Here is a 13,132-nt window from a genome sequence, read left to right on the forward strand (position 1 = left end):
GGGCACGATGGGCAATGAGGTGGAAGCCCGCACTAAACGCGTTCGCAATCACCTTCAACGGCCGGATCACCCCGACCGGCAACTAACAAATGCCAAGGTCGGATCCACCGTTAATCGGACAGCCCCCTCGGCCGTGGGGCAACAGGCCCCGGCCAGCTACGCTGCCGTCTGTACCCTCTGATGAACGACTCTCACAAACCGTGGACCAGTTCTCGGTGTCCGGCCATAACCACTCCGACCTAAAAGGGTGGCGCGACGATTCCGGAGCTGACGGTGCTGAGCTGGATTGGTTGACCTGAATGCGCTTGTTGCGAAGGCGATTGAGGCCATCGTGTTTTGTTACTGCAGCGAATCAATGCTCGTTGTGAGAGTCGGTGCTGCCTGAGGAGTTACGGCGGTTGCCCGAAAAGCTGGCCCGAGTGCTTAGCTTGCTTGTTGGTCTCGTACAGCACGACTGGCTTCGCGGAGCAGATGCGTTGGCCGCCATAGCCGTGGCTGGCCGCGCAGGGCCGGCACCCTGACAGGCCACCGGCGTCGCCACTAGTTGATGTTGCTCACCGCAACCCGGGGCACTCGGCAGTCCTGCACAGCGCGAGCGATACCTCGCCGCGAATCTTTCAGCCTCGGTTCAGCATGTAGTCGATACCTTTGGACGCATGATCCACCCAGCACCCAAATCCTCGACGGCCAGATCGACGCCGTGCTCAAGGCACTGCGCACCAGCAGGCCCGACCCCACGGCTCAAACACGCACATTGACAACGTTACTGGGCAATTTGTCAACGGCGGCTGAAAATTGACCCCTTTACGACGGTTGAAAATTGACCCCCTTGGTGTTCATTCTTCGGTGGTTGATCCCGGGACTCGCCCGAGGTCGCGGTCTTTGATGCGGTAGGAGTCGCCTTTGAGGGCGATTACTTCGGCGTGGTGGACGAGGCGATCGATCATGGCGGCGGCCACGACGTCGTCGCCGAACACCTCACCCCAACGTCCGAACGGTTTGTTCGAGGTGACGATCAAACTGGCCCGCTCATAGCGGGAGGACACCAGCTGGAAGAACAGGTTGGCGGCCTCGGGCTCGAACGGGATGTAGCCAACTTCGTCGACCACGATCAGCGGGTAGCGGCCCAGACGGACGAGTTCCTGTTGCAGCCGGCCGGTGTGGTGGGCCTCGGCCAGCCGGGCAACCCATTCTGAAGCGGTGGCGAACAGCACCCGGTGCCCGGCCTGGCACGCCCTGATCGCGATGCCGATAGCCAGGTGCGTCTTGCCGGTGCCTGGCGGGCCGAGGAAGACGACGTTGTCCTTGGCGACCACGAAATCCAGCGTCCCGAGGTGGGCGATAGTGTCGCGTTTGAGACCGCGGGCGTGGTCGAAGTCAAACTCCTCCAACGACTTTCGGGAGGGAAATCGGGCGGCGCGGATCCGCCCCTCACCGCCATGAGACTCCCGCGCGGAGACCTCGCGTTGCAGACAGGCCACGAGGAATTCCTCATGGGTCCAGGACTCGGTGCGGGCCCGCTCGGCCAGCCGGGCCACCGCCTCGCGCATCGTGGGGGCTTTCAGGGCGCGGGTAAGGAAGCCGATCTCAGCGGTCAGATCCCGGTTGCCCGACGAGGCGGTCCGAGTGGTCGAGGCAGTTTTGGTGGTCATGACACCAGCCCGCCTTCGCCGAGGTCGATACCCAAAGCGGCGTCGTAGTCGCTGAGGCAACGCTGCTCGACCATCACTTGTTCTTCATGCTCACGCACCGGCCGGAGGGCACCGATTCGCTTGTGACGCAGCATATTCGCCGCTTCACGATGCTCAGGATCGGTGATGGTCTGATGCCATGCCCACACCCGTTCGTGATCAGCAACGGCCTTGCCGTCACAGAAGACTCGCACCCGGTCCAGGTCGGCAGTGACTTCGATACGTCGCCCGATCACCCCGGGGTGCACCGAGTAGTCATTGGAATCCAATCGGATGTAATGATCGCGCGCCAACCGGGTGGAGTTGCGCCACCCCACCTGCGGAGGTACCGGCGGCAGCGCCAGCATCGCCTGCAGGTCGGCACCGATCCGATCCGTCGGTGCACACCCCAACACCCGGCGCCGTCGAGCGTTGACGATCTGCAGCCACTTGCCGAACTGGTGGTTGAAATCTCCAGGGCCAGAAAACTGCCGGCCGGGAAGAAAAGACCGCTCAAAGTAGTCATGTGCTCGTTCGATGATGCCCTTATGTTCGGGTTCGGCCGGTTTGAGCACCACCACTTTGGTGCCCAGCACGCCGCGGAACGCCTGACAGTCCCCGGTCAGCTCGGTCCGACCAGAACGCCACCTCCCGATCGCGCCTTCGCCGTCCCAGACCAGGGTGCGCGGCACCGCGCCAAGAGTGCTGATCAGCTGCCACCAGCCGGCGAATAGATCCTCCGCACGCCGTGACGGCAACAGCATCGCCGAGAGCCACCGTGAATAACCCAGCACCATCGTCAGCACCGGCAACTGCATCGGCGAGCGCGTCTGCCCGTACCCGACCGGGATCGTGGTCGGCGGAAACCACAAGTCGCACTGCGCAATATCGCCAGCATCATAAGTCGTGCGTCCCGCCGGATCCGGCGGCAGATAGGCAGGGCGCAACTCACGGACGCGTTCATTGAACACCGTCATCCCACGAGTCCAGCCGACCCGTTCGGCGATCACCGTGGCCGGCATCGTCGACACCATTGTGAGTTGGACACGGATCGCGTCGTCGAACGCATCCACCGCCGACCCGGCCGGCTTGCGCTCGTACTTCGGCGGGCCATCAGCGGCCAGCGCCGCCCGCACGGTATTCCGCGAGATTCCCAACGTCCTGGCGATCAACTTGATCGGTAACCCCTCCGCTCGATGCAGCCTGCGGATCTCAGCCCAGTCCTCCACTGACAACAACTCCCTTCTCCTCTCGGCTCGTAAGCCGAGACTCAGACGAAGGGGGTCAAAATTCGGGCGTCGACACGGGGTCAGTTTTCAGACGACGCCGACACAATTTGCGGTGAAAGTGGCACGAAGTCCCAGACGGCACGATGAGCTGGCTTTCGCAATATCGAGTTTCGCGATTTGTTAGGAGTTAGCCGTGGCGGTATGGATCGATGAATGACTCTACGAAACAGGCGTTGAGCAAGGTTCCGGAAGTCACCCTGGGCTTTTGGGTCATCAAAGTTTTGGCGACGACGCTTGGGGAGACGGGCGGTGACACCGTGACGATGACCCTGAATTGGGGCTATTCGGCGGGTGCTTGGCTTTTCGGCGGCGTGCTTGTCGGGCTCGTTGCCGCGCAGATCGTCGCCAAGCGCTTCCGTCCGGTTCTCTATTGGTCGACGATCGTCGCCTCGACGACCTTTGGAACAGCGTTGGCGGACTTCGCCGACCGCTCGCTTGGGATCGGATACACGGGTGGATCGCTTCTGCTGTTGTGCCTTTTGTTGGTGACGCTCGGGATTTGGTATCGGTCGCAGGGAACCGTGTCGGTCAATACTGTCGCGACGCCCAAGGTTGAGGCATTCTATTGGTCCACGATCACCTTCTCCCAGACTTTGGGTACCGCGCTCGGTGATTGGCTGGCCGACACGGGCGGCCTGGGTTATGAAGGCGGCGCGTTGGTCTTCAGCGCGGGTCTCGTCGCGATCGCGGCTTTTTATTACTGGACACGCGTTTCGCGGGTGATCCTGTTCTGGCTCGCCTTTATTTTGACCCGGCCTCTCGGCGCTACCGTAGGCGATTTTCTCGATAAACCGGTCAGCCACGGCGGCCTCGATTTGAGCCGGCCTCTAGCGTCCGCAGTCATCGCGGGCCTCATCGTCGCGCTTCTGGTTATCCTGCCCCAGCGCCCAGGACAACACCCGGGCGGGACCGCCGCTGCTAGGGCTTCGAGGGCGAAATCCGTTGGTGGCGTTCACCTTCGCCAGTCAACTGAAGCCGCCGCGGCAGAACGTGATGTTTTTCTACGGGAAGGCGCTGAGGGCTTGCGCGACGACAATGCCGCGGGTGGCTGAAAGGTGGAAACACCCAGCTCGCGGCGCACCGCCGCAAAGTCCTTGCCGTCGGCCAGCAGCCGATCAGCCGTGATTAGCTTGCGCATCATCTTCTCAGGACTGTGCCGCTTCCTCGTCGTCTGATCTCGTTGAGACTTCCTGCCCACAATGTGGGCCGCAAGACTCTCACACGCCCTTGATCAACCAACCGGGGTCAGGCCAGATTCGCCGGCTGCATTTTGCTTGTGACGCGAAATCTTCACGTCACCGAGGGAAAGGTTACGGTGACGATCGTTCCGCCACCGGTCCGGTCGTCGATGCTGACGGTTCCGTTGTGAGATGCGACGATTTCCGCCACGATCGCCAGCCCTAGGCCGCTACCGCCGCCGTCACGTGATCGGTCGGAGTCAAGCCGCACGAACCGATCGAACACCCGAGTTCTGTCCTGGGCGGGAATACCTGGTCCGTCATCGGCAACATTGAGCACGACTGATGTAGTGCGGTGCCTCACCTCGATTTCCACGGTCGAGGTGGCATGCCGCACGGCGTTGTCGAGCAAGTTGCGCAGGAGGCGGAATATGCTCCCCAGATCGCCGGTGAGCGTTGCAGCTTCCCTGTGCAGGCGGATGTCCAGGTTGGTTTCACGTCGGAGCCGGTTCGCCTCCCCTTCGGCTAACACGCCGAGATCTATTTCGTCGCCGCGCACAGCTAGTCCGTGTTCGTCGGCGCGCGCCAGCAGCAGGAGGTCTTCAACGAGTGTCTGCATGCGTTGCGCCTCTGGAATAAGGGTTCCGCGGGTCAGCTCGTCATCGATCGCTTCGGGAAATTGCTGCGCCACTTCGAGGGCTGCGAGCAGGCTGGCCAACGGGCTGCGCAGTTCGTGCGAGGCATCACCGACGAACCGACGTTGCGCGTCGTGGCCGGATTCCACTCGTGCGAGCATCTCGTTCATCGTGGTCGCCAGCGCCGATATTTCGTCGTTTGGTGGCGGCACCGGAACGCGTTGCGAAAGGTCGGATGCAGAGATCTCGGCCACGCGTGACCGGATGGTCTCCACCGAACGCAGGGAACGTTTCACCAAGCGGAAAGTCGCCATAGCTGCCGCGCCGGTGATGATGACTATAGCGATCGCCAATAGCAGCGCGACCCTGGCGACGATGCGCTCGGCCGATTCGCTGCCGGCACCAACGATGACGGTGTAGACGCCGGTCGCGGTGCGAGCGGTCTGGCCACTTATGCGCATGTCGTCGTTGGGCGACAGGTCGTCGGGAATCCCAGTGCGCAGCGACGTACCGAACCAGCTCACCGGAAGCAGGGGTGTCTGCGGCGCAAAGGCTGATCGTCGGAGCACCTTGCCGTCGCTGCCGATGATTTGGATCGCACGGATGCGTTGATCCCCCGCGAGCAGGCGGTTGTCTAGGTCGGCGGCGATGTCGAAATCGAGGGCGGCGACGGTGTCGCGAACTCGTCCTGCGGCGGCATCGTCGGCGCTGGACAGCAACGATCTGTTCAAGAGATACAGCAGTCCCCCGCCGGTCACGAGACCGGCGACCAGAACGACCGATGCGCAGACGATCGCCGAACGTGTCGAGATTCCCCAATGGGTAGCGCGCAGCCAAGAGCACTGCGCGTACCACCTTCGTGGTTCGTCGGCCCTGGCCGCCCGTCCACCACTGTTCACGCTGAAACCCTAAAAGTCGCCGGACGATTCACGCAGAAGTTTCTCCAAGGTTGCGTTGTCGCCGGCTGCACCTTCAGCGTCGCTTCAGCGATGATCGATCACCCTGGAGCCGAATGCCTATCGTCGACGAGAAGAGCACGTGGTGCAGGATCTGATCGCAACCTACGGACTGTTGGCGGTCTTCGTGCTGATGGCGGCCGAATCGGCGTGTATCCCGGTGCCCTCGGAGGTGACGATGCTCTTCGCTGGAGCGCTCGCCGCGGACGCCGTAAGCGGACCGCATCCGAGCCTGGCGGCGGTGATCGTAGCCGGCACGCTCGGTAACGTTGTGGGCAGCTATCTCGCTTGGCTGATGGGCAAGTATGGCGGCCGACCCGGGCTGCGCCGTTGGGGGCACTATGTGGGGCTGCGCTCTCGAGCGATCGACAGAGCCCAGGACTGGTTTGATCGGTGTGGGCCATCGGTGGTGTTCTGGTCTCGGCTACTGCCAGGTATCAGAACCTTTATCTCTCTTCCCGCGGGTATAGCCGAGATGTCTCCTGCGCGATTCGGCCTTTACACCGTAGCCGGCTGCCTGCCGTGGACCGCGGTGCTGGCCATCGTCGGCTACGAGATCGGTGCGGATTGGCAGACGGCTGAGCGCGTTGTGCATCGTCACAGCCTCGCTATCGCGGTGGTGGTCTTCACGGCGATCGGCGTCTGGGTCTTACGCGCCATTCGCCGTAGCCGACGCGACGACGCCGGCGAAACGGTCAGTTCGGTGAACGGTCGGACAAATGCCGACGCGTGGGATGGTGGCGTGCCGGCGCTGGACGGAAGTCGATCGCAGCCGCCCGGGTCGGGGGCAAGTGCCGGCGCCTCGACGGTGACGACGCCTTCCGCGGCGTACGCCGGCCCGACGTCACCTTCCACCAAACTTCGCAGGGGAGATCGAACCACGCTAAGGCCAAGGGTGAAATGGCACGGACCATGAGCCAGCTGGCGCGGTCTGCTCGCGCGGACGTCGGCGGTTGCGGTTGGTCGGGGAGACGTCGGCCCAAAGGCCCATACCCTGCACCACGGACGCCGCCTCCCCGCGGGGTCACCGCTGCTAGGGGCGCAGCAGCGGGAATGCCGACCCAGAAGGTGTTGCTTGCAACATGTCTCGCCACTCCAGCGAAGCCACCGGCCCACCAGCTACGACGGTCAGTTCAACCGTCGACGCTCTTCGACGAGTCCAAGTGAAAAGGCAATGAAGATCTTGCTGGTCGAAGACGAGCGCCGCCTGGCAGCCACTCTGGCAAAGGGTATGCGGGCCGCGGGATACGTAGTGGCAACGGCAACCAACGGAACCGACGGCTTATGGCTCGGCTCCGAAGAGCAGTTCGACGCGATCGTCCTGGACATCATGCTGCCGGGGCTCAGTGGGTATGAGGTGCTCCGACAGCTACGCGTACGCAAGGTCTGGACACCAGTGTTGATGCTCACCTCCAAGGATGGTGAGTACGACGAGACAGATGCCTTCGAACTAGGCGCCGATGACTATCTCACAAAGCCGTTCCGATTCCGGGTGCTCACCGCCCGGCTGCACGCATTAGTCCGGCGCGGGGCTCCGCAGCGTCCCGTCGTACTCACTGCGGGCACCCTCACCCTCGATCCGTCCCGACGATCGGTCACCCGCGGCGATACATCCATCTCGCTTACACCCCGGGAGTTCAGCGTTCTCGAATATCTCATGCGCAAAAAAGACACTTTCGTGTCAAAGACCGAGATAGTGCAGGGTGTATGGGATTGGCACTTCGATGGTCCGGACAACATCGTAGAAGTCTACGTACGCAATCTGCGCCGCAAAATCGATGACCCCTTCGGCACCAACAGCATCGAAACGACCCGTGGTGTTGGCTACCGTCTGCTGCCCTAATGCGACTTCAACACCAAAAGGCTGGCCTTTTCCCGCTGCGAGATCAGCTCCCAGGCATGCTTCGCGGCGTGATCCTGGATATTTGTTGGGACATGGGCAAGTTGCGTGCGTATGCCCGGTCTTCCTGATGTGGAGATATCGGTCAATGAACTCGTGTGGCACCTCAGCTTGCCGTTCTGGTCGGTTAACGGAGTGCCTTTTCCCACGACCGGCGAGATTTGGGTGCACGGCGGCAACGTCAGAATCAGTTCCCCCGTTTGGACGCTTGAGCGAGTCCCGCCACCTCAACCATCGCCGATGTGATCTGGGCGATCTCCGTGCCCGAGCAGGTATAGGGCGGCATCGCGTAGACCAGGTTGCGGAACGGGCGCAGCCACACGCGGTGGTCCAGCGCCGCCGGGGTGGCGACGGCCAGGTCGACCGGCCGGTCGCATTCGATGACCCCGATGGCGCCGCACACCCGCACATCGGCCACGCCGGGTAGCGCCCGCGCGGGTTCGAGCCCGGCGGCCAGCGCGGCGGCTATCTCGGTCACCCGCGACCGCCAGTCCTGGCCGAGTAGCAGCTCGACGCTGGCCAGCGACACCGCGCAGGCCAGCGGGTTGGCCATGAACGTGGGCCCGTGCATCAGCGCGCCGGCCTCGCCGGCGCTGATGGTGTCCGCGATGTCGGCGCTGCACAGCGTCGCGGCCAGGCTGAGGTATCCGCCGGTCAGCGCCTTACCGACGCACATGATGTCCGGGCTGACCCCCGCGTGGTCGGCGGCGAAAAGCTCACCGGTGCGCCCGAAGCCGGTCGCGATCTCGTCGAAAATCAGCAGCACGTCGTGCCGACTGCACATCCCGCGCAGGTCCCGCAGGTAGGCGGGGTCGTGGAAGCGCATCCCGCCCGCCCCCTGCACGACGGGCTCGACGACCACGGCCGCCAGTTCCGTGGCGTGTTGCTCCAGTTGCGCCTCGAACGCCGCGCTGTAGGCGGCGTCGTACTCGCGCGGCACCTGCGGGGCGAACACCTGCGGGGCCAGCACGTCGGACCACAGCGAGTGCATACCGCCGTCGGGGTCGCAGATGCTCATCGGGGTGAAGGTGTCGCCGTGGTAGCCGCCCCGCCAGGTCATCAGCCGGTGCTTGCCGGGCCGGCCACGGCTGCGCCAGTACTGCAGCGCCATCTTGACCGCGACCTCAACCGACACCGAGCCGGAGTCGCTGAAGAACACCGTCTCGAGGCCCGGCGGCGTGATTGCCACCAGCAGCTGCGCCAGCCGGGCCGCGGGCTCGTGGGTCAGCCCGCCGAACATCACGTGGTTCATCGTGCCCAGCTGCCTGGTCAGCGCGGCGTCCAGCTCCGGGTGACCGTGCCCGTGGATGGCGGTCCACCAGGAGCTCATCGCGTCGAGCGCCTCGATGGGCTCGCCGTCCCGGATCAGCGTCAGCCAGGCACCGCGGGCGGCGACGGCCACGACGGGCGCCACCGATTCCCTGCCGATGGTGCTGTAGGGATGCCACAGGTGCGCCGCGTCGATCGCGCTGATTTGCCCGGGCGTGAGCCCGGCCCTCGACGCAGGCATAGAGACCGAGCGTAGAGCAGCCGGTTCGCACAAATCGCGGCCATCGGGGACCATCTAAGGCCATGGCTTCACCGCACCAGCCCGACGGCACCAACCCGGGTCACCCCATCGCCGCCCCACCGGTGCCCGTGCACCCCGCCCACGGGGCACCCCGGGTGCTTCGCCTGCGGATAGCGGCCTGGGACGTCATCTGCACCGTCACGCTCCTGGTGCTGCTCCTCATACTCGCTACGGCGACAACCTGGCCGGCGCGGCTCTTTGGCTTCCTCGCGAAGGTGTGCGAGGGGGACACGTGCGGACCGGTGCCCTTCGGGATCGATTACTACATTCACCCGGTGGTGTGGGGTGGTATCGGTGCGGCGATCGCCGCGGCCGGGATCGGCCCGTTCGTTTCCCTCCTAAAGGGCTGGTACATGTCCTTCTGGCCGGTCCTGGCCCTGGCCCTGATCATGGTCAGCTCGTTGGCCGGCTTTATTCTGACCACCTTCAGCGAACGCTATTGGCTCTGAGCACTCAGCGCTCGGCGCTCGTCGCCTTCACCGAGATCGACGGCAGCGCGGAAAAGTGCGAGTGGGGGTCGCGCTAACGTCGATTTCGGCGGCGGTGGAGTCACCTGATCGCGGCCCACCGTTGAGACCCAAATCACAATTGCGCACCCGCAATTGGGCCGGCCAGTCACCGTCCGGTCACGTTACGACAAATAATCCCTCGTGGACCTCACCAGGCATTTTCCGTCGGCAACTTCTGTTGTAAAAGTGTCTGTAGTGACTGGTGTGAATTCAGGCGGCGAGCCGGCTGGGTTCATTTCCAAGCGTCATGCAGCGGCGTTGGGCCCCGACGGGGAGGCACCTCGCCTCCTGCAATAGAGGCCGATGCGCGAAGTCACCGCGACGGAGGCCTAGGACCCGAGAAGGTGGGAACCCCAATGAAACGCATCTATGCTTTCGCGATCGGTTTCGCGATGCTGGTGGCCCCGTTGGCCACCGCCAGCATCGCGACCGCCGACCCGGGCACCCGGGCGATGGACTACCAGCAGGCCACCGACATCGTCGTCATGCGCGGTCTTTCGCAGCGCGGCGTGCCGTTTTCCTGGGCCGGCGGCGGCGTCACCGGCCCCTCCCGGGGCAAGGGCACCGGCGCCATGACCGTCGGTTTCGACGCCTCGGGCCTGATGCAGTACGCCTACGCCGGCGCGGGGATCAAGCTGCCGCGTTCCTCCGGCGAGCTGTACCGGCTCGGCCAGAAGGTCCTGCCGCAGCAGGCACGCCGTGGCGACCTGATCTTCTACGGTCCCGAGGGCACCCAGAGCGTCGCGATGTACCTCGGCAACAACCAGATGCTCGAGGTGGGCGACGTCGTCCAGGTCTCGCCGGTGCGTTCCACCGGCATGACGCCCTACCTGGTCCGGGTTCTCGGAGACCAGCAGACGCCGTTCCAGCAGGCACCGCTGCAGCAGGTGCCCGCGCAACAGGCGCCACTGCAGCAAGCGCCGGCGCAGCAAGCGCCCACGCAACAGGCACCGCTGCAGCAAGCGCCAGCGCAGCAAGCCCCGACGCAGCAGGCACCGCTGCAGCAAGCGCCAGCGCAGCAGGCACCGCTGCAGCAAGCGCCGGCCCAACAGGCGCCGGTGCAGCAGCTGCCCCTGCTGCAACAGCCGACGCAGGCGCCGTTGCAGCAGGCGCCCTACGGCATCACGCGGTAGCCCTTCGCGCGGCCGTTTCTCCCCGCCGAACACCCGCCACTTGCTCCCCTGAGCTGCCTCGCCGGTAGGCCGGCGGTCAGGCGCAGGCGGCGGTTTTCGGTAAGTTGGCGGTTGACCATGCAGAGCCTGTCGCCGCCTCACCCACCGGTTGCTCGTGCCGCACCGGTGGCTGCGCGGGCGCGCGCGGCCAGGTTCTATCGCTACGACCTCGACGGCCTGCGCGGCATTGCGATCGCGCTCGTCGCCGTGTTCCACATCTGGTTCGGGCGGGTTTCCGGTGGCGTGGACGTGTTTCTGGCGTTGTCCGGGTTCTTCTTCGGCGGAAAGATCCTGCGCGCCGCGCTCAACTTTGACCTGTCGCTGTCGCCGGTAGCCGAGGTGATCCGGCTGGTTCGCCGCCTGCTTCCCGCCCTGGTCGTGGTCTTGGCCTGCTGCGGGCTACTGACCGTCCTGGTGCAACCGGAAACCCGCTGGGAGACCTTCGCCGACCAGAGCCTGGCGAGTCTCGGCTACTACCAGAACTGGGAGCTGGCCAACACCGCGGCGGACTACCTGCGGGCGGGTGAGGCCGTCACCCCGCTGCAGCACATCTGGTCCATGTCGGTGCAGGGCCAGTTCTACATCGCCTTCCTGCTGCTGGTGGCCGGGTGCGCGGTCCTGTTCAGGCGAGCGTTGGGCAGACACCTGCGGACCATGTTCCTGTTGCTGCTCAGCGCGCTGACGGTGGCCTCGTTCGTCTACGCGGTCATCGCCCATCGGGATGACCAGGCGATCGCCTACTACGACAGCTTCGCGCGGGCCTGGGAATTGCTGCTGGGCGCGCTCGTCGGCGCCGTCGTGCCGTACATCCGCTGGCCGACGTGGCTGCGCACCGCCCTCGCCACCGTCGCGCTGGCGGCGATCGTATCGTGCGGGGCCCTGATCGACGGCGTCAAGGAATTCCCCGGCCCCTGGGCGCTGGTCCCCGTCGGGGCCACGATGCTGATGATCCTGGCCGGGGCCAACCTGCGGGCCGGCACCGATGACCGTTTGCCGCTGCCGAATCGGGTGCTGGCGGCGGGACCGCTGGTGGCGCTGGGCGCCATGGCCTACTCGCTGTACCTGTGGCACTGGCCGCTGCTCATCTTCTGGCTGTCCTACAGCGGTCACCGGCGCGCCGGCTTCGTCGACGGCGCGGCGGTGCTGCTCGTCTCCGGGGCGCTGGCCTACCTGACCACCCGGCTCGTCGAGGACCCGCTGCGCTACCGGACATCCGCCGGCGCAGCATCCCCCGCGCCCGTCCCGGCGGTCCCCTCGGCCGGCCGGTGGCTGCGCCTGCGCAGGCCGACGATGGCGCTCGGATCGATGGTGGTGCTGCTCGGCGTCACGCTGACCGCGACGTCGTTCACCTGGCGTCAGCACGTCACGGTGCTGCGCGCCGCGGGCAAGGAGCTCAGCGTCCTCAACCCGCAGGACTATCCCGGCGCGCGCGCCCTCACCGAACACGCGCGGGTGCCGGCGCTGCCGATGCGGCCCAGCGTCCTGGAGGTCAAGGACGACGTGCCGACCTCGACCCGGGACGGCTGCATCAGCGACTTCGTCAACCCCGCGCTGGTCAACTGCACTTACGGCGACGTCGCGGCCACCCGCAGCATCGCCCTGGCCGGCGGGTCGCACGCGGAGCATTGGCTGCCCGCGCTGGACCTGCTCGGCCGCGCCCACCACTTCAAGGTGGTGACGTACCTCAAGATGGGCTGCCCGTTGTCCACCGAGGAAGTCCCGCTGATCATGGGCAACAACGCCCCGTATATGCAGTGCCGCGAGTGGGTGCAACGGACGATGACCAAGCTGGTCGCCGACCGTCCCGACTACGTGTTCACGACGACGACCCGGCCGTGGAACGTCAAGACCGGCGACGTGATGCCGGCAACCTACATCGGCATCTGGCAAACGTTGTCCGACAACAACATTCCCATCCTCGGCATGCGGGACACCCCGTGGCTGGTCAAGAATGGCAAACCGTTCGACCCCGCGGATTGCCTGGCCAAGAAGGGCGGCAGCCCGGAGTCGTGCGTGGTCAAGCGCTCCGACGTGCTGTCCGATCGCAATCAGACCCTCGACTTCGTCACACAGTTCCCGTTGCTCAAGGTTCTCGACATGTCGGACGCGATCTGCCGCGCCGACGTCTGCCGCCCCGTCGAAGGAAACGTGCTGATCTACCACGGCGCGCACCACCTGTCGCCCACCTATGTGCGGACCATGACCAATGAGCTGGGCCGCCAGATCGGGGCCGGCACCGGTTGGTGGTGAACA

The 13,132-nt window shown here is 65.1% G+C and carries 10 protein-coding genes; 6 read left to right on the forward strand and 4 right to left on the reverse strand.

The window, feature by feature from the left end; all coding sequences use genetic code 11:
• Positions 1-836 precede the first annotated feature (836 nt).
• Positions 837-1,652, reverse strand: a complete 816-nt coding sequence (istB, locus tag JWP83_RS30740; protein WP_297739270.1) for an IS21-like element helper ATPase IstB — start codon at positions 1,650-1,652, stop codon at positions 837-839.
• Positions 1,649-2,908 carry an IS21 family transposase gene (gene istA, locus JWP83_RS30745; protein WP_297739274.1) on the reverse strand — a complete coding sequence of 420 codons (1,260 nt, stop codon included), beginning with the start codon at positions 2,906-2,908 and terminating at the stop codon, positions 1,649-1,651. Before istA ends, istB begins: the two co-directional genes overlap by 4 nt.
• A 200-nt stretch (positions 2,909-3,108) precedes the next feature.
• On the opposite strand from istA, the gene JWP83_RS30750 reads away from it, so the two are divergent.
• A complete protein-coding gene (locus JWP83_RS30750) occupies positions 3,109-4,011 on the forward strand; it encodes a hypothetical protein (RefSeq protein ID WP_297739278.1) in 903 nt (300 codons plus the stop codon).
• Positions 4,012-4,249: 238 nt separating this feature from the next.
• Here the strand turns inward: JWP83_RS30750 and JWP83_RS30755 are convergent, their stop codons facing one another.
• A complete protein-coding gene (locus tag JWP83_RS30755; RefSeq protein WP_297739345.1) occupies positions 4,250-5,605 on the reverse strand; it encodes an ATP-binding protein in 1,356 nt (451 codons plus the stop codon).
• A gap of 208 nt (positions 5,606-5,813) precedes the next feature.
• On the opposite strand from JWP83_RS30755, the gene JWP83_RS30760 reads away from it, so the two are divergent.
• A complete protein-coding gene (locus JWP83_RS30760) occupies positions 5,814-6,644 on the forward strand; it encodes a DedA family protein (RefSeq protein WP_297739281.1) in 831 nt (276 codons plus the stop codon).
• A gap of 258 nt (positions 6,645-6,902) precedes the next feature.
• Positions 6,903-7,571, forward strand: coding sequence for a response regulator transcription factor (locus tag JWP83_RS30765; RefSeq protein WP_297739284.1), 669 nt, complete (start codon positions 6,903-6,905; stop codon positions 7,569-7,571).
• Between the two features lie 244 nt (positions 7,572-7,815).
• Here JWP83_RS30765 and JWP83_RS30770 read toward each other — a convergent pair whose 3' ends face one another.
• Positions 7,816-9,138, reverse strand: a complete 1,323-nt coding sequence (locus JWP83_RS30770; RefSeq protein ID WP_297739287.1) for an adenosylmethionine--8-amino-7-oxononanoate transaminase — start codon at positions 9,136-9,138, stop codon at positions 7,816-7,818.
• A gap of 62 nt (positions 9,139-9,200) precedes the next feature.
• On the opposite strand from JWP83_RS30770, the gene JWP83_RS30775 reads away from it, so the two are divergent.
• The 3 genes from JWP83_RS30775 (at position 9,201) to JWP83_RS30785 (ending at position 13,129) form a co-directional block, all read left to right on the forward strand.
• A complete protein-coding gene (locus JWP83_RS30775) occupies positions 9,201-9,647 on the forward strand; it encodes a hypothetical protein (RefSeq protein WP_297739289.1) in 447 nt (148 codons plus the stop codon).
• A gap of 416 nt (positions 9,648-10,063) precedes the next feature.
• Positions 10,064-10,840: an NlpC/P60 family peptidoglycan-binding protein RipD gene (gene ripD / locus JWP83_RS30780; protein WP_297739292.1), complete on the forward strand. Its 777-nt coding sequence runs from the start codon at positions 10,064-10,066 to the stop codon at positions 10,838-10,840.
• A gap of 117 nt (positions 10,841-10,957) precedes the next feature.
• Positions 10,958-13,129 carry an acyltransferase family protein gene (locus JWP83_RS30785; protein WP_297739348.1) on the forward strand — a complete coding sequence of 724 codons (2,172 nt, stop codon included), beginning with the start codon at positions 10,958-10,960 and terminating at the stop codon, positions 13,127-13,129.
• The last annotated feature ends 3 nt before the right edge of the window (positions 13,130-13,132 follow it).

The sequence above is a fragment of the Mycobacterium sp. genome (genome assembly GCF_025965855.1).
In the GTDB taxonomy this organism is placed as follows: Bacteria; Actinomycetota; Actinomycetes; order Mycobacteriales; family Mycobacteriaceae; genus Mycobacterium.